General features: G+C 70.0%; 17 protein-coding genes. 9 read left to right on the top strand and 8 right to left on the bottom strand.

Annotation, left to right across the window (positions count from 1 at the left end; all coding sequences use genetic code 11):
• Positions 1-98: 98 nt before the first annotated feature.
• The 6 genes from AB0389_RS02805 to AB0389_RS02830 form a co-directional block, all read right to left on the bottom strand.
• Entirely contained in the window at positions 99-662 is a 564-nt protein-coding gene (locus tag AB0389_RS02805; RefSeq protein ID WP_366393521.1) for a Pycsar system effector family protein, read from the bottom strand.
• Positions 659-1,819 carry a hypothetical protein gene (locus AB0389_RS02810; RefSeq protein WP_366393522.1) on the bottom strand — a complete coding sequence of 387 codons (1,161 nt, stop codon included), beginning with the start codon at positions 1,817-1,819 and terminating at the stop codon, positions 659-661. The genes AB0389_RS02805 and AB0389_RS02810 overlap by 4 nt, the downstream gene beginning before the upstream one ends.
• Positions 1,812-4,433, bottom strand: coding sequence for a hypothetical protein (locus AB0389_RS02815; RefSeq protein ID WP_366393523.1), 2,622 nt, complete (start codon positions 4,431-4,433; stop codon positions 1,812-1,814). The genes AB0389_RS02810 and AB0389_RS02815 overlap by 8 nt, the downstream gene beginning before the upstream one ends.
• A 5-nt stretch (positions 4,434-4,438) precedes the next feature.
• Positions 4,439-5,308, bottom strand: a complete 870-nt coding sequence (locus tag AB0389_RS02820) for a hypothetical protein (protein ID WP_366393524.1) — start codon at positions 5,306-5,308, stop codon at positions 4,439-4,441.
• Between the two features lie 112 nt (positions 5,309-5,420).
• Entirely contained in the window at positions 5,421-6,194 is a 774-nt protein-coding gene (locus AB0389_RS02825; protein WP_366393525.1) for a Crp/Fnr family transcriptional regulator, read from the bottom strand.
• Between the two features lie 710 nt (positions 6,195-6,904).
• Entirely contained in the window at positions 6,905-7,531 is a 627-nt protein-coding gene (locus tag AB0389_RS02830; protein WP_366393526.1) for a hypothetical protein, read from the bottom strand.
• Positions 7,532-7,647: 116 nt separating this feature from the next.
• On the opposite strand from AB0389_RS02830, the gene hemL reads away from it, so the two are divergent.
• The 7 genes from hemL to ccsB all read left to right on the top strand — a co-directional run bounded on the left by hemL (position 7,648) and on the right by ccsB (position 15,592).
• Positions 7,648-8,979, top strand: coding sequence for a glutamate-1-semialdehyde 2,1-aminomutase (gene hemL, locus AB0389_RS02835; RefSeq protein WP_366393527.1), 1,332 nt, complete (start codon positions 7,648-7,650; stop codon positions 8,977-8,979).
• Positions 8,976-9,704, top strand: coding sequence for a histidine phosphatase family protein (locus AB0389_RS02840; RefSeq protein ID WP_366393528.1), 729 nt, complete (start codon positions 8,976-8,978; stop codon positions 9,702-9,704). Before hemL ends, AB0389_RS02840 begins: the two co-directional genes overlap by 4 nt.
• Before the next feature lie 169 nt (positions 9,705-9,873).
• On the top strand, positions 9,874-11,124 hold the full coding sequence (locus AB0389_RS02845) for a hypothetical protein (protein ID WP_366393529.1): 1,251 nt from the start codon (positions 9,874-9,876) through the stop codon (positions 11,122-11,124).
• Positions 11,125-11,202: 78 nt separating this feature from the next.
• Positions 11,203-11,826 (top strand): TlpA disulfide reductase family protein, encoded by a 624-nt coding sequence (locus AB0389_RS02850; RefSeq protein ID WP_366393530.1) that lies wholly within the window; start codon positions 11,203-11,205, stop codon positions 11,824-11,826.
• Between the two features lie 40 nt (positions 11,827-11,866).
• Complete coding sequence (locus AB0389_RS02855) at positions 11,867-12,604, top strand: cytochrome c biogenesis protein CcdA (protein ID WP_366393531.1); 738 nt, start codon at positions 11,867-11,869, stop codon at positions 12,602-12,604.
• A gap of 4 nt (positions 12,605-12,608) precedes the next feature.
• Positions 12,609-14,498, top strand: a complete 1,890-nt coding sequence (locus AB0389_RS02860) for a cytochrome c biogenesis protein ResB (protein ID WP_366393532.1) — start codon at positions 12,609-12,611, stop codon at positions 14,496-14,498.
• On the top strand, positions 14,495-15,592 hold the full coding sequence (gene ccsB / locus AB0389_RS02865) for a c-type cytochrome biogenesis protein CcsB (RefSeq protein WP_366393533.1): 1,098 nt from the start codon (positions 14,495-14,497) through the stop codon (positions 15,590-15,592). Before AB0389_RS02860 ends, ccsB begins: the two co-directional genes overlap by 4 nt.
• 99 nt (positions 15,593-15,691) lie before the next feature.
• Here the strand turns inward: ccsB and AB0389_RS02870 are convergent, their stop codons facing one another.
• Positions 15,692-16,114, bottom strand: coding sequence for a PLD nuclease N-terminal domain-containing protein (locus AB0389_RS02870; RefSeq protein WP_366393534.1), 423 nt, complete (start codon positions 16,112-16,114; stop codon positions 15,692-15,694).
• A 126-nt stretch (positions 16,115-16,240) separates the two neighbouring features.
• Between AB0389_RS02870 and AB0389_RS02875 the strand changes: the two genes are divergently transcribed.
• Entirely contained in the window at positions 16,241-17,692 is a 1,452-nt protein-coding gene (locus AB0389_RS02875; protein ID WP_366393535.1) for a menaquinone biosynthesis decarboxylase, read from the top strand.
• Positions 17,689-18,594 (top strand): menaquinone biosynthesis prenyltransferase MqnP, encoded by a 906-nt coding sequence (gene mqnP / locus AB0389_RS02880; RefSeq protein ID WP_366393536.1) that lies wholly within the window; start codon positions 17,689-17,691, stop codon positions 18,592-18,594. Before AB0389_RS02875 ends, mqnP begins: the two co-directional genes overlap by 4 nt.
• 44 nt (positions 18,595-18,638) lie before the next feature.
• Here the strand turns inward: mqnP and AB0389_RS02885 are convergent, their stop codons facing one another.
• Positions 18,639-19,184: a rhomboid family intramembrane serine protease gene (locus AB0389_RS02885; protein ID WP_366393758.1), complete on the bottom strand. Its 546-nt coding sequence runs from the start codon at positions 19,182-19,184 to the stop codon at positions 18,639-18,641.
• Positions 19,185-19,290: the final 106 nt, after the last annotated feature.

A 19,290-nucleotide genomic window follows, 5' to 3' on the forward strand; every position in this document is an offset into this window, starting at 1 on the left:
TCTTCCGTCCACTGCCGACTGATTCCACGGTGTTCCCCTCAACTTCGCTTTCTTGCAGGTGGGTTCTGCGGATGGTGCGTGCGGGCGTACGGGTGGGGTCAGAGCGCGGTCATGCTCCAGACCAGCGCCAGCGCCACCGAGGGGGCCAGCGCGCTCACTCCCCAGCGGATGGCCCGGTACTTGGCGGACAGGATGGAGCTGATGTCCACGGCCTGTATGAGCAGCCAGGCGACCGGATCCCGGCCGGCCTCCGTGATCTCGGCGGACAGCCGCGCGTGGTCGAGGGGCGGCACCAGATCGGCGAAGAACGTCACTCCGTCCTGGTCGCGCACCGTCCCCGTACGCGGCATGAGCGCCCGTACGAGAGCGGTCACCGCGACCACCCAGAGCACCCCCGCGACGACCATCGTGAGATCGGCGGGACCGTGCCACTCGGGTGCGCCGTGCCGCCCGATCAGGAACGCGGGCAGCGCCAGCGCCGCGGAGAGCAGGACGCCGGCCTTCGTGTCGGCCCGGCCGAGGTCCTCCCTGACCGTGGTCAGTAAACGTTCGGCTATGCGCTCCCCCGCCCCGTCGTGTCCGTGCCGACCCCTGTCCGGCACGGGCACGATCGGGTCGGGGGAGGTGCCGGGGGAGGTACGGACGGCCCCGTCGTCGGTCACTGGTCCTCCTCGGCCCAGGACCAGCCGTCGTCCCGGCTCCGCCGTCGTGGCGACCGCGGTACCGCGTCCTGGATGTCGTCGTCGTGGTCGATGTCGGTGGTGTCGGTAATGCCGGTGGCGCCCGTTCGGGACGGCGGTTCGTCCGCCACCCAGTCAGGGGTGAACGCCGCTTCGGGGGCAGGGTCGTTCCGGTGGGTGTCGCGCCGGGCGGGCAGCGAGCCGATGGGCCCCTGGATCGCCGGACGGCCCTGACCGGAGCCCTGGCCCTGGCCCCGGACCTGGCGGTGGCCGTGGTTGAGGAGGTCCAGCGCCTGCGTCTCCAGGTCGTTGGAGTGGAGCTGACCGCCGGCGACCATGGCGAAGAGCCGGTCGACCCGGTCCCGCTCGTCCTGTCTGCCCTCCTGGCGGAGCTTCTCCAGGAACTCCCTGGTCGGCGCGTCGGTCGCCATCATGTAGCTGAGCTGGGAGTGCTCCCCGCCCCGGAGCATGGCCAGGATCTGGCGCTGACGCACCTGGGTCAGCTCGGCCGACGCGTGCGCGTCCCGGATCTCCTCCACGTGGTGGATCGTCCGGTCGTCCACCCGGAGGCGTACGTACAGCCGTACGCGCAGCCCGAGTTCGCCGCCCAGATCGCTCCAGTGGCCACCGGCGCAGTGCTGGGTGATGGTGCGGTTGGCCTCTTCGGCGCGGTTCACCGGGAAGTCCGCCGACACCTCGCGTAGCCGCTCCAGCGTGGGCGCGGTCAGCCGTTTGGCGACATCGGTGACGACGGCGACGGCGGCCAGATGGGGATCGACCACGGACCAGTGGATATCCACCTCGGCCTTGAAGAACGTGGCACCGCCGGCGGCCGGCAACTCCAGCTGGAGCGTGGTCTCGAAGGTGCCGAGCGCGATCTCGCAGATGGAGAACGGCCTGGCCAGCGTCCGCTTGTCATAGTGCTGGACGCCGGAGACGGTGGCCACGCTGTGGCCGCCGTTCCGGTAGAACAGCACCAGTGCCGTACGGGCGCTCGGCGGTCTGACCGGGCCCGCGGGGCCGTAGTCCCGCAGATACGGGCCCGCCGGCGCGGGGCCGTTGGCGTCGCCGTCGCCCGCCGCGCCGTCCTCCCCGGCGGCGCCGTTCACCCGGGCAGCCCGGTACCGGTCCTCAGCCATTTCTGTCCTCCTCGCCCGTCCGGTCCCGGGGCGGGACGGCGAGCCACCACAAGGTGCGCGCCTGCGCGTCGGGGAGCGGATTGTCCGGATCGTCCATCATGCGGCGCAGCAGCCAGTCCAGCCGCCGCCTGTCGTGGTCCTCGCTCATCAGCGCGGGCAGCAGTGCCGCCAGCCCCGGCCGCGTCCACCGCGTACCGTCTCGGCGCACCGCGGAGCGCAGCAGTGCCGCCAGCGCCTCCATGGCCACGTCCTGCGACCGGGGGGTGTTGAGCGCGGTCCAGAGCAGGTCGGCGATGGAGGGGACGAGGTCGGGGCGGGTGGCCGCCAGGGCGAGCGGCAGCGGCCAGTCCGCGCGCTCGCTCAGCGCGGAGCCCGGCTCGTCGTCCAGCACCTCGGCCACCGCGGTCGTCGCGAACCGGACCGTGGTCACCAGACCGAGATCCTGGTGGGTCTCCTGCCGGTGGTGGGTCCAGCCGGCCATGGCCCGCAGCACCGTCGCGCTGTCGGGTCGGGTCAGCAGCCGTACGACGTTGAGTGAGACGATCGCCAGCTGATCGCCCTTGTCGCGGACCCCGATCCGGGCGAGCGCGGCGAGGGTGTCGTCCGTCGAGGCGGCGGCGTTCCCGTATCCCAGCGCCATCGCGGCCGTCCAGCGCAGGGGCTTCGTCCCGTACCGGCTCCAGTCGTCGACCAGCTTCCGCACCGCCTTGCGGTGTGTGGCGTGGCCGGCCGCCTGGTCGAGGGTGGTGGCGGCGTAGATCCGGCGGCGCGGGGTGGCCGCCTCGGCGAGCGGCCGGATCAGCTCCGCGTAACCGTGGTCGAAGTCCCGTACGCACAGCTCCCCGGTGGCCACGGCCGCGCGCATCCACACCTGGGGGCGCGGATCGTCGGCCAGCAGCCGCAGCCAGCGCACGAGCGGGGCCCGTACGGGGAAGTGCTGGTCCCAGACCTCGGACAGGACGACGGCGGGCAGCGCGGAGCCCCGGTACCGGATCAGCCGGGCGGGCACCTCGGCGCCGGCCACCTCGATCCGTCCTTCGGTCAGCTCGGCCCGCGAGAGCAGCGCGTCGGCGTCGGGATCGTCGCAGAAGAGCGGGCGCGCGGGGGTGTGGTCCGGATCGCTCTGTACGGACAACTCCCAGGTCAGCAGGTGCGCGGCGGAGGCGACGGCGCTGTGTGAGGCCCCGCCGAGTACGGCGAGCGCGATACGGAACGCCACCGGATGGAAGAGCGTGGCCGCCCGCGGGCGTGCGCCGCCGCCGCTGCTGTCGTCAGGGCCTGAGGTGGCCGGCGCGGCGAGCGCGCGGTCCACTCCGGCGAACCACTCCCGGGCCTGCCCGGCGGCGAGGCTGCGGCAGCCGGCGAGCAGCTCGTCCTCGCTGATGGCCGCCAGGAGATGCCCGGCCAGCAGGGAGGCGAGCAACTCGGCCTCGGCGGGGCGCAGATCGGCGAGGCCGACGGCGTCCTTGACGTCCTGGCGCTCGGCGAGCTTCTCGGCGCGGCGCAGGAGGTCGACGACGGTGGCGGGGGCGTCGTCCGGGGTGCCGTCCGAGGTGCCGTCCGGGGCGTGGCTCCGGCCCGAGGCGAGGTGGTCCTCCAACCGCTCACGCAGCCGGGTGGCGAGGAGCTCCGACGTCGGTACGGGCGGGCAGAGCATTCCGTACCGCCCGGCGAGCAGCGGATTCGCCGCCGCTCCGGCCGTCACGACGATGACGGCGAAGGCCCGGCAGCCGGCCAGCTCGGCGGCCAGCCCGTCCAGGTCCAGCGTGTCGGGCGGCGGCGACCCCGGCTGGCCGACCGGGAGCTTCAGCAGATACCCGGACCCGGTGCCGCCGCGCAGGTCGGAGCCGGTCAGCTCGGCCCGTAACTTCCGTACGCCGTCCACCGGATTGACCCGGGACACCCGGGGACGCGGATCCGCGCCGCTGTCCGCTGTTGCCGCGTCGTCGGCGGCGTCGTCGTCGGGCGCGGCGTTCGCCGCGTCGGCCGCCGCGAGACGGGTCACCTCGTCGAGAAGGGAGAGCGCGGTGCTGGTACGCCCGGTACCGGGCGCGGCGACCAGCACCAGCAACCGCCGCGTGCTGAGCGCGTCGCGCAGCTGTACGTACCCCTTCGGCTCCACATGGATCCGGCGGATCCGGCGCAGCTCGTCCTCGGGCACGGGCCCGGTGCGCATCCCCGTACCGGCGCGATGGCCGTCCAGTCGGAGGTTGATGTCACCGATATGGGCGTTTCCGATGAGCGTGCGGTCAAAGGTGGTCAGGTCCCGGCCGGTGTTGTACACCTTCCGGGTGGAGCGCCGGGCCCGTGAGGCGGCGGCGAGATCGGTGGACCCGTCCTCGCCCTGGTCCTCGGCCAGCGGGTCGCGGGTGTGCTCCCTGAACCTGCCCGCGGCGTGGGCGCGTTCGCGCTCCCGTTCCTGATCCCGCTCGGCGGCTTCGGCGGCGGCGTCGGCCGACTCCGAGTCGGCGGGTCCCGCGTCGCTGTTGTTGCTGCTGCCGCTGCCGCTGCTGCCACCGCTGCCGTCGCCGCTGTTGCCCTTGCCGCTGTCGACCGCCCGGTCGTCCATGGCGCCGGGTTCGGGAGCGGCGCCGGCTCGCTCTTCGTCGCTCATGGCGCTCAGCCCTTCGCGCGATCGGTGCCGCCGGTGGTCCGGCCGATCTGTACGGGCTGGTGGTAGACGTTGCCGTGGTGCTGGGACATGTCGCCCTGGACGGAGTAGCGGGCGCTGTCGTAGTAATCGTCGTCGTCGAGGGGAGCGGAGGAAGCCCCCGAAACGTCCTGCGGATCCCCCGATTCCCCCGATTCACCCGAACCGGTCCGACGGCCCGGCTCGTTCCGGCCGCCCGGCTCGTTCCGGCCATCAGGCTCGCTCCGGCCATCGGGAATCTCAGGAGCGGGCCGCCCGGGAAGGTGGAACCACGCGGTGACCTCCCCCTCGCCCGGCTTGAGCGCCAACCGGGCCGACGAGTAGCGCGAGGGCTCGATGAACTTGCCGCCGCCGCTGACGACGTCCGCGTACAACGACTCCGACACCACCAGTACGAGATCGGCCCGCTCGGCCGTCAGCAGCTCCCGCGCGGTGCCGGAGTCGGCCAGCCGGCAGGCGAGGTCGACCGCGCGTCCGCTGATGCCTTTGTCGTCGTGTCGTACGGGCCCGACGTGCATGCCGATCCGCAGCCCCAGCGGTACGCGCAGCGCGCGGTTCTCCTCCCGCAGCTTCTCGTGCGCCTCGATCAGCCACAGACCGAGGAGCCGGGTCACGGGGATCCGCGAGGGAACCGACAGCAGCACCCCGTCGCCGCGGTCCTCCATGTGGAAGGTGTTCCGCGCCACCGTGGCGTGGGCGAACGCCGTTTCGAGCACCCGGTAGATGCGGGCGCGCAGCTGCGGCCTGTCCACATCGTCGTACGCCCCGGACTGCCGCGCGTCGACGTTGATCACCAACTCGTAGCGCGCTTCGGTGACATCCATCGCGTCGTGGTCCACCCCGTGCTCCTTCTTGCTTGTTCGATTTCGCCGTGCCGAGCCGTCGTCCTCAGCGTCGGACGTGGGGCGGGGGCTGTCTGTAGCCGTTTACACATGCCGGAGTGGCTGTTTGCTACCTCTGCTGCTCCGGTATCTCCGGCTGACCGCCATGACCGCCATGACCGCCATGGCCGCTATGACCGTCATGGCCGTCCGCGAGGAGCGAGAGCAGCTTCGGGTCGAGGATCTCGACCACCCGGTTGCCGGTCCGTACGATCCGCTGGCTGCGCAGCAGCCGCAGCGCCTTGGCCACGGCCTCCCGGGTGGCCCCGACGGTGGCGGCCAGCTCGTCCTGGGCCAGATGCACGGCGGTGCCCATGGGCGCGGTGCGCGGCAGGGGAGGGGTATAGGGGCCCGCGGGTTCGGCACGGGACAGTTCGGTGAGCCGCCGGGCCAGGCGCTGGAGCACGGTGAGGGAGGCGAGCGAGTAGCGCTCCTGGTCGGCGCTGCGGAGCCGGAAGGTGAGCTGCCGTATGACCAGACCGCTGACCCGGGGATGCTGGGCGAGGAAGCGCCGGAACGCGTCCCCGGGAATGACCAGGGCCTCCACAGGACCGAGGGCCTGCACGGTGGCGCTGCGCGGATGACTGTCCAGCGCGGCCATCTCACCGAGCAGCTCACCGGGCCCGCGCAGCCCGAGTATCAGCCGTGTCGCACCCCGGTCCGTCGCCACGGAAACGGTCACCCAGCCCCGCAGAATGATCGCCACATGACTGGACCGGTCGCCCGCGGTCAGCAAATGAACATCGGCCGGATAGTGCTTGCGGATTCCGAGCGCCGTGACGCTCTCATTCTCCTGAGCGGTCAGAGCACGAGCAAAAGCCGTCTCATCGCCAAGCAGCCCCATGTCCACTCCCCCCGCGGCACTCCGGACGGCTGAATTGTGCTGGCGTTTTTTCGTTGGCGTTGATGCTGACAGAGCGATGCCCGAGAGGGCCCTGATCGCGCCACATTGCGTCTACCGACCGGTATCTACAGAACAACCAGGTAGACGCCCCGCCCCCACCACCCCCACATCACACCCACAACACACGCAACATCCGCAACACCCCAACGATCAACGGAACTCGCCCCTCAACCCTCCCTATCCCCGGCCGACCCCGAGGTCAGCCCGCTTCCCCCCGGCGAATCGCCCGCGACGGAAGGGAAATCTTCAGGGAAGGGGGACTTGGCGTGAAGTCAGGTTTCCGCCGGGGGACTGTGATGCGCGCGCGAGCGAAGTGCCGTATTGGCTCCCGGGCATTCCCGTACGGTGAAAGATTCGCCGCGCGCCGTGGCGGCCGTCAGGGTCGAGAGCGTGCCGCCGAGGAGCGCGTTGTCGTCGTAGGGCGGGCGTATCGGGCCTGACCACCGCCGTTGTGCTCGCAGAGGCCGGAACTCCCGGTTCAGACTTTGATCACACGGATGCGGGCACCGCACAGCGTGAGGAGGTCTTCGGGGTCTGACGTCAGGACGGTTACACAGGACGGCGGGGCGGCCGGTGTATCCGCGTGACGCTCGGGCGGGCCGGTAAGGGCGAGGCCCGAAGACCCCGCCCGCCACAGGCCAAACCCCAGGTCAGGGCCACACCAGACAGTAAGGCTGATGCCCCGCCTCATGCAGCCGGTGGCTGAAGTCCTGCCATTCGTGCAGCAGTTGGTACACGTTGTACGCGTCCCTCGGGCCGCCCCGGTCCGGGACCGTCGACCAGATGAAGGCCGCCGCGCCCACCGACTCCTCGCCGAGGTCGCGCAGTGGGTCCACGACCGTCATGGGGAGCTTGACCACCGCGTAATCCGGGTGCAGTACGACGAGTTCCAGCGGGGGGACCTTGTTCAGGGGCATGCCCTGAATGCCCGTCAGGACCATCGCGGCTATCGTCTCCGGCTTGATCTTGGAGAACATTCCGCCCATGCCCAACTCGTCGCCGCCCAGTTCCTCCGGGCGCATCGAGATGGGAACGCGTGCGGCCGTCGCTCCGTTGGGCGCGCCGAAGTACCGGTAGGTCACCCCCATGCGGCCACCACTCCTGATCTCGGGCAACCCCGCCAGGGGCCCGTCGGCGTCGGGGGACCCGTCCGCCGCGCCGGTGCCGTCGGCCTCGCGGTCCCGGTGTTCCCGGCGCTCGTGTCGCCGGTGCTTGCCCCGGGCAGGCTCCGGACCCAGGTCGTCGGTCCCCTCGCCCACTCCGCCACCGCGATGCATATCTCCACCCGACCACTCGCAGCCCCGGCCGCGCAACCCGATCATCGTGACAGTGACCTCCCCCACGGACGTCCGGTGAAACACCAGTCCGCGGATACGTCCGAGCCTCTGACACCATGGATTGCGTGAGCTTCCCCAATGACGCCCCAGTTTCGCAGACACTCTTCGACCGTGCGGCCCTCGTGACGCCCGGCGGCGTGAACTCTCCCGTCCGTGCCTTCAAGGCGGTGGGCGGTACGCCCCGGTTCATGGTGTCCGGTAACGGTCCATACCTCATCGATGCGGACGGTCGCGAATATGTAGACCTCGTATGTTCCTGGGGGCCGATGATTCTCGGGCATTCCCGCCCGGAAGTGACCGAGGCCGTTCAGGCGGCGGTCGCCCGCGGTACGTCCTTCGGTACGCCGGGTGAGGGCGAGGTCGCGCTCGCCGAGGAGATGGTGGCGCGGATCGCGCCGCTGGAGCAGGTGCGTCTCGTGTCGTCCGGTACGGAGGCGACGATGTCCGCGATCCGGCTGGCCCGCGGCTTCACCGGGCGGGCGAAGATCGTGAAGTTCGCCGGCTGCTACCACGGGCACGTCGACGCGCTGCTCGCCGCCGCCGGGTCCGGGGTCGCCACGCTGGGGCTGCCCGACACGCCGGGCGTGACCGGCGCGCAGGCCGGGGACACCATCGTCCTGCCGTACAACGATCTCGAAGCGGTACGCCGCGCCTTCGCCGCGCACCCCGGGGAGATCGCCTGCGTGATCACCGAGGCGTCGCCGGGCAACATGGGCGTCGTACCCCCGCGGGACGGCTTCAACGCCGGGCTCAAGGAGATCTGCGCCGCCGACGGCGCGCTGTACGTCTCCGACGAGGTGATGACCGGATTCCGTACCTCGAAGGCCGGCTGGTACGGGATCGACGGCGTCGCGCCCGACCTGATGACCTTCGGCAAGGTGATGGGCGGCGGCTTCCCGGCCGCCGCGTTCGGCGGACGCGCCGACGTCATGGGGCGGCTCGCCCCGGTGGGGCCCGTCTACCAGGCCGGCACGCTCTCCGGGAACCCGGTCGCGACCGCCGCCGGCCTCGCGCAGCTGCGGCTGCTGGACGACGCGGCGTACGCCACGCTCGACGCGGTGTCGCGCGAGATCCAGGGGCTGGTGACCGAGGCGCTCACCAAGGAGGGTGTCGCGCACCGGGTGCAGACGGCGAGCAACATGTTCTCCGTCTTCTTCACGGCCGACGAGGTACGTGACTACGACGACGCCAAGAAGCAGGAGTCGTTCCGCTTCACCCCCTTCTTCCACTCGATGCTCGCCGACGGCGTCTATCTGCCGCCGTCCTCCTTCGAGTCCTGGTTCGTCTCCACCGCGCACGACGAGCGCGCGGTCGAGCGGATCGCCGCCGCCCTGCCCGCCGCCGCCCGCGCCGCCGCGCGTGCCACCGAACCGGAGAACGCCGCATGAGCGACCCGACCCTCAAGAACGAGACGAGTGAGAAGAGCGAGAAGGGCGAGAAGGGCGACATCACCGTCGTCCACCTCATGCGCCACGGCGAGGTGCACAACCCCGAGGGCGTGCTGTACGGCAGGCGCCCCGGCTACCACCTCTCCGACCTGGGGGTACGGATGGCCGAGCGGGTCGCCGAGCACCTCGCGGGCCGCGACATCACCCATGTCGTCGCCTCCCCGCTGGAGCGCGCCCAGGAGACGGCGGCGCCGCTCGCCAAGGTCCACGGGCTGACCCTCGACACCGACGGCAGGCTGATCGAGGCCGCGAACGTCTTCGAGGGCAAGACCTTCGGGGTCGGTGACGGGGCGCTGCGCCGGCCCGCCAACTGGAAGTACCTCACCAACCCGTTCCGCCCGTCCTGGGGCGAGCCCTATATCGACCAGGTCGTACGGATGATGGGCGCGCTGACCGCCGCGCGCGACGCGGCCCGGGGACATGAGGCGGTCTGCGTCAGCCACCAGCTGCCGATCTGGATCGTGCGGAGCTTCGTCGAGCGGCGCCGGCTGGCGCACGACCCGCGGCGCCGGCAGTGCACGCTCGCGTCCCTGACCAGCTTCACCTATCAGGGCGACAAGATCGTCTCGGTCGGTTACTCGGAGCCCGCCCGTGATCTCGTACCCGCCCATCTTCTGCCTGGCGCCCGGCCGGTGAAGGGTGGCACCAAGGCGTTCGGGGCGTAGCCAAGGCGTTCGGGGCGTAACTGCTCAGATGTGACAACTTTTGTCACATCTCTTGTTACATCCGTAAAAATCTGAATAGAGGCGGAACCTCCGCGTTCGTTCGCACCTCTCATGTATTGCCGCTTGTAAGACTTGTATGAGCGGTAACACGCGTGGGATGGGGAGCGGAATGCGCGACATCAGCCGGAGGAGCCTGCTCGGTGCGGGACTTGGCGCAGCGGCGATCGGGGTGGCCGGCTGTTCGTCCTCCGGGGAGAGCAAGCTGGCCGACGCGACGGGCAAGGGGAGCGGCGACGCGAGCGGGAGCCCGTCCGCCAAGTCGAGCCCCAAGGCCAAGGACGCCCGGCTCATCGGTGACGGTTCCACCTCCGACACCGGGAAGCAGCCCCACCAGCCGCCCGCGCCCGTCCGTCTTGAGCCCGGCCAGACCCCGCCGCAGTTCGTGGTCTTCTCCTGGGACGGCGCGGGCGAGGTCGGCAACGGCCTCTTCCCGCGCTTCCTGAAGCTGGCCAAGGAGCACGACGCGGCCATGACCTTCTTCCTCTCCGGGATCTATCTGCTGCCCGAGTCGAAGAAGACCCTCTACCGCCCGCCCAACAACCCCGTCGGCGCCTCCGACATCGGCTATCTCACCGACGAGCACGTCAAGGACACCCTCAAGAACGTCCGGCAGGCATGGCTGGACGGCCACGAGATCGGCACGCACTTCAACGGCCACTTCTGCGGCGGCTCTGGCTCGGTCGGGAAGTGGACCCCGGCCCAGTGGCGCAGCGAGATCGACCAGGCCGTCTCCTTCGTCACCGAGTGGCGTACGAACACGGGCTGGACCGATCTCGACCCGCTGCCCTTCGATTACCGCAAGGAACTGATCGGGGCCCGTACGCCCTGCCTGCTCGGCCAGGAGAATCTGCTGCCGATGGCGAAGAAGCTGGGCTGGCGGTACGACGCGAGTTCCCCCGGCGGCACCCAGATCTGGCCGGCGAAAATGGGCGGCATCTGGAACTTCCCGCTCCAGGCGATGCCTTTCCCCGGCCACAGTTTCGAAGTCCTCTCCATGGACTACAACATTCTCGCCAATCAGTCGGGGAATTCGACCAAGGGAATGACCTCGCGCTACCCGGAATGGCGCGAACAGGCGGCCGGTTCCTATCTCGCCGGTTTCGACCGGGCCTACGGGTCGAACCGCGCGCCGTTCTTCATAGGCAACCACTTCGAGCAGTGGAACGGCGGCATCTACATGGACGCCGTCGAGGAGGTCCTGAAGAAGATCGCGGGAAAGAAGGACGTACGGCTGGTCTCTTTCCGCCAGTTCACCGACTGGATGGACGCCCAGGACCCCGCCGTACTCGCCAAGCTCCGCACGCTGAACCCGGGGCAGAAGCCGGAGGGCGGCTGGAACGGGTTCTTCAAGGGCGCCTGACGGCGGCGTTCGCGGGGGTTCCCGCCGGGACCAGGGGGGTGCGCAAGATCCACGAAACGCCCATGCGAAACTTTTCACATGAACTCAGGTCGTGCCCTCCGACCCCGCTCCGGCCGCCACCGTTCCCGCGCGATCACACCGATCGCGATCGCAGTCGCCGCGCTGACCCTCTCGGCGTGCGGAGGCGGCGGCAAGTCCGGGGGTGGTGGTGACACCAACTTCGTGACGAACTCCGGTGGTATCACCACCGTCGCACGGGCCGAGCGTACGTCCGTCAACGAGATCGCCGGCGAGACCCTCGAAGGCAAGAAGCTGGACGTGGCCGACCTCAAGGGCAAGGTCGTCGTCCTGAACGTCTGGGGCTCCTGGTGCCCGCCCTGCCGCGCCGAGGCCCCGCACTTCGCGAAGGTGGCCAAGGAGACCGAGGCGAAGGGCGTCACCTTCGTCGGCATCAACACGCGCGACCCCAACAAGGGCCCGGCGCTCGCCTTCGAGAAGGACTACGGCGTCGAGTACCCGAGCCTGTACGACCCGACGGGCAAGCTCATCCTGAGCGGATTCCCGAAGGGCACCCTCAACCCGCAGGCCATCCCCTCCACGATCGTGCTCGACCGGGACGGGAAGATCGCGGCGCGCTCGCTGATGGCGCTCAACGAGGACAAGCTGCGCAAGATGATCGACCCGCTGATCGCGGAGAAGTGATGCGCCGGCACGCGGAGCCCGGGCGCCCGGGGCGTCCCGTATGAACGAGACGGTCTACAGCGGGGCCCTGCTGCTCGCGCTCCCGATCGCGGTGCTCGGCGGGCTCGTCTCGTTCTTCTCGCCGTGCGTGCTGCCGCTCGTACCCGGCTACCTCTCGTACGTCACCGGGGTCAGCGGCACCGACCTGGCGGACGCCCGGCGCGGCCGGATGCTCGCCGGCGCCTCGCTCTTCGTGCTCGGCTTCACGGCCGTCTTCGTGTCGGGCGGCGCGCTCTTCGGGTTCTTCGGCGCCACGCTCCAGGAGTACCAGTCGACGATAAGCCGGGTACTCGGCGTGGTGATGATCCTCATGGGGATCTTCTTCATGGGGCTGATGCCCTGGCTCACCCAGCGCGAGTTCCGCTTCCACAAGCGCCCGGTGTCCGGCCTCGCGGGCGCCCCGCTGCTCGGGGTGATGTTCGGCGTCGGCTGGACGCCCTGCCTCGGCCCCACCCTCACCTCGGTGAACACCCTGGCGCTCAACGAGGCCAGCGCGGGCCGCGGGGCGATACTGATGGTCGCGTACTGCCTCGGCCTCGGCCTGCCCTTCGTGCTCGCCGCGGTGGCGTTCCGCAAGGCGCTGGGGGCCTTCGGCTGGATAAAGCGCCACTACGTATGGGTCATGCGCGTCGGCGGCGGAATGATGATCGTGACCGGTCTGCTGCTGCTCACAGGGGCGTGGGACACCATCGTGCAGCAGATGCAGACCTGGTCGAACGGCTTCACGGTAGGGATCTAGTTCCATGAGCAAGGCTTCGACGAGCACCAGCACGAACGGCACAGCGCCCGACGGCACAGACACCGGGGCCGGCACGGACACCGCCGCCGGCACGGACGCCGCGCAGGACGCCCGGGACTTCAGTGACGCGGGTGCCAGCCTCTCCACCGCGCCACGCGAGGAGGGCACGGGCGGCAGCGGCACCGCCGACCGCGATCGCGACAGCGACGTCATCGGCGGCCCCACCCTCGGGATCGTCGGCTGGATCCGCTGGTTCTGGCGGCAGCTGACCTCGATGCGCGTCGCGCTGATCCTGCTCTTCCTGCTCTCCCTCGGCTCGATCCCCGGCTCGCTGATCCCGCAGACCAGCATCGACGAGCTGAAGGTCCAGGACTTCAGGGACCGGCACGAGACGCTCGCCCCGCTCTACGACAAGCTCCAGCTCTTCAACGTCTACAGCTCGGTGTGGTTCTCCGCGATCTACATCCTGCTGTTCATCTCCCTCATCGGCTGCATCGTCCCGCGCACCTGGCAGTTCGTCGGCCAGCTCCGGGGCCGGCCGCCGGGCGCGCCCCGCCGCCTCACCCGGCTGCCCGCGTACACCACCTGGCGTACGACGGCGGAGCCGGAGGCGGCCCGCGAGGCCGCGCTCGCGATCCTCAGGAAGCGCCGCTACCGCGCCCACACCGTCGGTGACGCCGTCGCCGCCGAGAAGGGCTATCTCCGCGAGGCCGGGAACCTGGCCTTCCACATCGCGCTCATCGTGCTGCTGATCGCCTTCGCCTCCGGCCAGCTCTTCAAGTCCGAGGGCGGCAAGCTGATCGTCGAGGGCGACGGCTTCGCCAACACGCTCACCCAGTACGACGACTTCAAGTCCGGCTCCCTGTTCTCCACGGACGACCTCGCGCCGTTCAGCTTCAACCTGGAGAAGTTCACCGCGACGTACGAGCGCAGCGGGCCCCAGCTCGGCACCCCCCGGACCTTCGAGGCCCACGTCAACTACCTGGACGGCCCGGACGACAAGGAGCGCAAGGCGGTCATCAAGGTCAACGAGCCGCTGGTGGTGGACGGCTCGAAGGTCTATCTGATCTCCCACGGCTACGCGCCCGTCGTCACCGTCCGGGACGGCAAGGGCAAGGTGGTCTTCACCGGCGCGGTCCCGCTGCTGCCCATCGACAACAACATCTCGTCCACGGGCGCCATCAAGGTGATGGACGGCTACCGCGACAAGAACGGCAAGAAGGACCAGCTCGGCTTCGCCGCGTTCTTCGTGCCGACGTACGGCGGCAAGGGCTCCGGGCAGATGTTCTCCCGGTTCCCCGCCCTCGACTTCCCGGTGCTCAACATCGGCGCGTACCACGGTGACCTGGGCGTCGACGCCGGACTGCCGCAGAACGTCTACCAGCTCAACACCCGCAAGCTGAAGGCCTTCAAGGACGCCAAGGGCAATGTCCTCAAGAAGACCCTCCTGCCGGGCGACAAGCTCACCCTGCCCGACGGCGCCGGCTCGATCACCTTCGAGAAGGGCGTCAAGGAGTGGGCGAGCTTCCAGATCACCCACCAGCCCGGCGACGCGTGGGCGCTCACCGGCGCCGTCGCGGCCATCGTGGGGCTGGCCGGGTCGCTCTTCATCCAGCGGCGCCGGATCTGGGTCCGTACGGTACGGGGTGCCGACGGCGTCACCGTCGTCGAGATGGCGGGCCTCGGCCGCAGCGAGTCCGCCAAGCTCCCCGAGGAACTGGGCGTACTGGCCTACGCCCTCCACGAGAAGGCGCCCACCGCGCCCGAGCCCGCCGAACCGGCTGAACCGGCCGAAACCGCCGAACCGGCCGAAACCGCTGAACCCGCCGAAGCCGCCGAGTCCGCAGCATCCGCAGAGTCCCGAGAAGAGAATGCCGGAGGGGCCGAGAAGTGAATCTCGCCGCCGCAGCAACCAATGAGAGCCTGGCAAGCACCAGCAATGTGCTGATCTACTCGTCGATGGCCGTCTACATGCTGGCCTTCTTCGCGCATATCGCCGAGTGGCTGTTCGGCAGCCGCTCCAAGGTCGCCAGAACGGCCGCCGCCATCACCGGCGACGCCAAGGCGGTCTCGGGCGCCCGCAAGCCCGCGCGGGCGGACGCCGCGGCGGTGAAGGGCGGTACGGCCGTCCTGGAGCGGCCGAAGATCATCACCCGCGCCGCGCCCGGCGCCCGCGACATCCCCGACGGCCCCGGCGCGGCCGGCGGCGACGAACAGGGCGACCTGTACGGCCGGATCGCGGTCTCCCTCACCGTCCTCGCCTGGGCCATCGAGGCCGGGGGCGTGGTCACCCGCGCGCTGTCCGTGCGACGGGCGCCGTGGGGCAACATGTACGAGTTCAACATCACCTTCTCGACGGTCGCCGTGGCCGTCTACCTCACCTTCCTGGTGATGAAGAAGAACGTGCGCTGGCTCGGGCTGCCGCTCATCACGACGGTCCTGCTCGACCTGGGCCTCGCCGTCACCGTCCTGTACACCGCCAGCGACCAGCTCGTGCCGGCGCTCCACTCGTACTGGCTGTGGATCCACGTCTCCACCGCGATCTTCTGCGGCGCCGTGTTCTACGTCGGAGCCGCCGCCACGGTGCTCTACCTCTTCCGCGAGCGGTACGAGACGAAGCTCGCCGAGGGCGGCAAGCCCGGCGCGTTCGCCACGTCCGTCATGGAGCGGCTGCCGGCGTCCGCGACGCTCGACAAGTTCGGGTACCGCGTCAACGCCGCCGTCTTCCCGCTCTGGACGTTCACGATCATCGCGGGCGCGATCTGGGCGGGCGACGCCTGGGGCCGCTACTGGGGCTGGGACCCCAAGGAGGTCTGGTCCTTCATCACCTGGGTCGCGTACGCCGCGTATCTGCACGCCCGCGCGACGGCCGGCTGGAAGGGCCGCAAGGCCGCCTATCTGGCCCTGATCGCCTTCGGCTGCTGGCTGTTCAACTACTACGGCGTCAACATCTTCGTCACCGGAAAGCACTCGTACGCGGGAGTTTGACGCGTAGAGCGCGCATAAGCAGGAGAGGCGCCCCCGTAGACAGAAACGGGGGCGCCTCTCCTGTCGCGTGAGATCACGGCTTCAGGACTGTCAGGACTGTCAGGGCTTCGGCGGGACGTCGTCCGCGCTGCCGCCGCCCTTCTCGCGGCGCTCGATCTCCTCCTCGCGGCGGCGCAGGTCCGCTTCCCACTGCGCCAGGTGCGAGGAGTCGTCGGCGTCGTCGGCGTCCTTGGCGCCTTTGGTGTTCTTCTCCGGCTCTCCGGGGTCCTTCTCGTCCTTGAGGGACTTCAGGAACTCCGGGTTGTCGTCCGGCGCGATCCAGCCGCCGCCGCGCACCGTCGTCGTACGGTCCCGGCCGACGATCAGCCAGGAGATGGAGCCGACCAGCGGGAAGAGCAGCACCAGAATGGCCCAGATGGGCTTCGGGAGAAAGCGGATCTCCTTCTCATCGGTGGTGATGCAGTCGATGAAGGCGTAGATGCTGAGAGCCAGCGGCACCAGAAACATCAGCACCCGCAGCATGGAGGTCCCCCCTGCGCTTGGAGATCGAGACCGGGTGAACGGCCCCCCTGAACGTCCAGAGTAGCGAGTGCGCCCGCGGTACCGCCCCCGGCCGAAGCCGCCGGGGAGGATGACACACTGGAGCGCATGGCTTACGACGATCTTCGCTCGCTCCTCAGGGCGCTGGAGCGCGACGGCGACCTCAAGCGCATCAAGGCCGAAGTCGACCCCCACCTGGAAGTCGCGGAGATCGTCGACCGGGTGAACAAGGCCGGCGGACCCGCGCTCCTCTTCGAGAACGTACGCGGCTCGTCCATGCCGCTGGCGATGAACGTGTACGGCACGGACCGCCGGCTGCTGAAGGCGCTCGGGCTCACCGCGTACAGCGACATCAGCGACAAGATCGGCGGGCTGCTCAAGCCGGAGCTGCCGCAGGGCTTCATCGGGGTGCGCGAGGCGTTCGGCAAGCTCGGCGCGATGACGCACGTACCGCCGAAGAAGATCAAGGACGCGCCGGTCCAGGAAGTGGTCCTCACCGGGGACGACGTGGACCTGGACCAGCTGCCCGCGCTCTTCACCTGGCCGCAGGACGGCGGCTCCTTCTTCAACCTCGGGCTGACGCACACCAAGCACCCCGAGACCGGCGTCCGCAACCTCGGCCTCTACCGGCTCCAGCGCCACGACCGGCGCACCATCGGCATGCACTGGCAGATCCACAAGGACAGCCGCAACCACTACGCGGTGGCCGCCAAGCGCGGCGAGCGGCTGCCCGTCGCGATCGCGTTCGGCTGTCCGCCCGCGGTGACGTACGCGTCGACCGCGCCACTGCCGGGCGATATCGACGAGTACCTCTTCGCGGGCTTCGTACAGGGCCGGCGCATCGAGATGGTCGACTGCAAGACCGTGCCGCTCCAGGTGCCCGCCAACGCCGAGGTCGTCATCGAGGGCTGGCTCGAACCGGGCAGGACGCTGCCCGAGGGGCCGTTCGGCGACCACACCGGCTTCTACACGCCGCAGGAGGAGTTCCCCGCGCTCACCATCGACTGCGTGACGATGCGGAGGAAGCCGCTGATCCAGTCGATCGTGGTCGGCCGACCGCCGACGGAGGACGGGCCGCTGGGACGGGCGACGGAACGCTTCTTCCTGCCGCTGCTGAAGATCATCGTGCCGGACATCGTGGACTACCACCTGCCCGAGTCGGGCGGCTTCCACAACTGCGCGATCATCTCGATCGACAAGAAGTACCCCAAGCACGCGCAGAAGGTGATGCACGCGATCTGGGGCGCGCACATGATGTCGCTGACCAAGCTGATCGTGGTCGTCGACGCGGACTGCGATGTCCACGATCTGCACGAGGTGTCCTGGCGGGCGCTGGGGAACACGGACTACGCGCGCGACCTCACCGTGGTGGAGGGCCCGGTCGACCATCTCGACCACTCCTCCTACCAGCAGTTCTGGGGCGGCAAGGCGGGCATCGACGCCACCCGGAAGCTGCCCGAGGAGGGGTACACCCGGGACGGGGGCTGGCCGGAGATGGTCGAGTCGGATCCGGAGACGGCGGCGAAGGTCGACCGCAGGTGGCGGGAGTACGGACTGTGACCAGCGCCGCCGCGGCACTGCCGCAGCCGCCGAGCCGGACCAGGGGATTCCTGCGGCTGGTGATGATCGAGCACTCGGTCTTCGCCCTGCCGTTCGCCTATATCGCCGCGCTGACCGCGATGTTCCGGCAGGACGGCACCGTCCACTGGGTCCGGCTGCTGCTGGTCACCGTCGCCATGGTCGGCCTCCGTACGTTCGCGATGGCCTGCAACCGGATCATCGACCGCGAGATCGACGCCCGTAACCCGCGCACGGCCGGCCGCGAGCTGGTGACGGGCGCGGTGTCCGTACGGTCCGCGTGGACCGGCGCGCTGGTCGCCCTCGCCGTCTTCCTGGGCGCGGCGGCGGCGCTCAACCCGCTCTGTCTCGCGCTCGCGCCGATCGCCGTCGTCCCGATGGTGGTCTATCCGTACGGCAAGAGGTTCACCGACTTCCCGCACGCGATCCTCGGCATCGCGCAGGCCATGGGCCCGATCGGCGCCTGGCTGGCGGTGACCGGGAGCTGGTCGTGGGACGCGGTGATCCTCGGCCTGGCGGTCGGGGTGTGGATCGGCGGCTTCGACCTGATCTTCGCCTGCCAGGACGTCCAGGCGGACCGCGCCCACGGTGTCCTCTCCGTCCCGGCCCGCTTCGGCATCCCGGCCGCCCTGTACGGCGCCCGCGCCTGCCACGCCGTCACCATGGCCCTGCTGGTCTGGTACGCGCTGGCCACCGACGCCGGCGCGTTCTTCTGGGCCGGTCTGGTGATCGTCGCCGCCGCGTTCCTCTACGAGCACACCATCGTCAAACCCCATGACCTGTCCCGGCTGAACCGCGCGTTCTTCACGGTCAACGGCTTCATCGGGATCGCCCTCTTCGTGTGCGCGCTCCTCGACCTGATCGTCCGCGGTCTGGGCGTGTAGCCGGGCGTCTGGCCGGGCGGGTGCGGCCGGCCGCGTGCGTGCGGTCAGCCGCGGCCGGTTATCCGCTCGTTCAGCGGGGGCTCGCGGCGGTACATGAACGCCGCCATTACCCCGCCGATCAGGCCGAAGAGATGGCCCTGCCAGCTGACGGCCGAGTTGGTCGGCAGCACGCCCCACAGGGCCGAGCCGTAGAAGAGCAGCACCAGCAGGCCGGTGACGATGTCCACCGCGTTGCGGTCCACGAAGCCACGGACCAGCAGATAGCCGAGCAGGCCGAAGACCACGCCGGAGGCGCCCGCCGTGACGGTGTTGTCGGCGGCGGTGAGCCAGACGCCCAGACCGCCGACAAGCATGATCGTGAGGACCACGGCGGCGAACCGGCGCAGGCCCGTCAGCGCCGCGAGGAACCCGAGGATCAGCAGCGGCACGGTGTTCGACATGAGGTGGTCGAAGCCGTGGTGCAGGAAGGCCATCGGGATCACATCGCGCAGCTCACCGACCTCGCGCGGGCTCAGCCCGTACGTCGAGAGCGAGCCCGTCGCGCTGTTGAACGCCTCCAGCACCCAGAGCAGCGCGACCCAGCCGATCATCACGCCGGCGGCGGCCTTCACGCGGGAGGTGCGCCCCCGCGGATTCGTCGAGTGGTAGGTGGTCGGATTTGGATACGGCATCAGGGCCCCCTCGCCGGTTCCCGTC

Origin of the sequence: Streptomyces sp. NPDC093109 (assembly GCF_040701725.1) — a bacterium.
In the GTDB taxonomy this organism is placed as follows: Bacteria; Actinomycetota; Actinomycetes; order Streptomycetales; family Streptomycetaceae; genus Streptomyces.

Bases quoted from the DNA above. Each gene is read 5' to 3' on its own strand.
- AB0389_RS02810 (WP_366393522.1), bottom strand. From the start codon at position 1,819: ATGGCTGAGGACCGGTACCGGGCTGCCCGGGTGAACGGCGCCGCCGGG.
- AB0389_RS02815 (WP_366393523.1), bottom strand. From the start codon at position 4,433: ATGAGCGACGAAGAGCGAGCCGGCGCCGCTCCCGAACCCGGCGCCATG.
- AB0389_RS02825 (WP_366393525.1), bottom strand. From the start codon at position 6,194: ATGGGGCTGCTTGGCGATGAGACGGCTTTTGCTCGTGCTCTGACCGCT.
- AB0389_RS02830 (WP_366393526.1), bottom strand. From the start codon at position 7,531: ATGCATCGCGGTGGCGGAGTGGGCGAGGGGACCGACGACCTGGGTCCG.
- hemL (WP_366393527.1), top strand. From the start codon at position 7,648: ATGGATTGCGTGAGCTTCCCCAATGACGCCCCAGTTTCGCAGACACTC.
- AB0389_RS02840 (WP_366393528.1), top strand. From the start codon at position 8,976: ATGAGCGACCCGACCCTCAAGAACGAGACGAGTGAGAAGAGCGAGAAG.
- AB0389_RS02845 (WP_366393529.1), top strand. From the start codon at position 9,874: ATGCGCGACATCAGCCGGAGGAGCCTGCTCGGTGCGGGACTTGGCGCA.
- AB0389_RS02850 (WP_366393530.1), top strand. From the start codon at position 11,203: ATGAACTCAGGTCGTGCCCTCCGACCCCGCTCCGGCCGCCACCGTTCC.
- AB0389_RS02855 (WP_366393531.1), top strand. From the start codon at position 11,867: ATGAACGAGACGGTCTACAGCGGGGCCCTGCTGCTCGCGCTCCCGATC.
- AB0389_RS02860 (WP_366393532.1), top strand. From the start codon at position 12,609: ATGAGCAAGGCTTCGACGAGCACCAGCACGAACGGCACAGCGCCCGAC.
- AB0389_RS02870 (WP_366393534.1), bottom strand. From the start codon at position 16,114: ATGCTGCGGGTGCTGATGTTTCTGGTGCCGCTGGCTCTCAGCATCTAC.
- AB0389_RS02875 (WP_366393535.1), top strand. From the start codon at position 16,241: ATGGCTTACGACGATCTTCGCTCGCTCCTCAGGGCGCTGGAGCGCGAC.
- AB0389_RS02885 (WP_366393758.1), bottom strand. From the start codon at position 19,184: ATGATCGGCTGGGTCGCGCTGCTCTGGGTGCTGGAGGCGTTCAACAGC.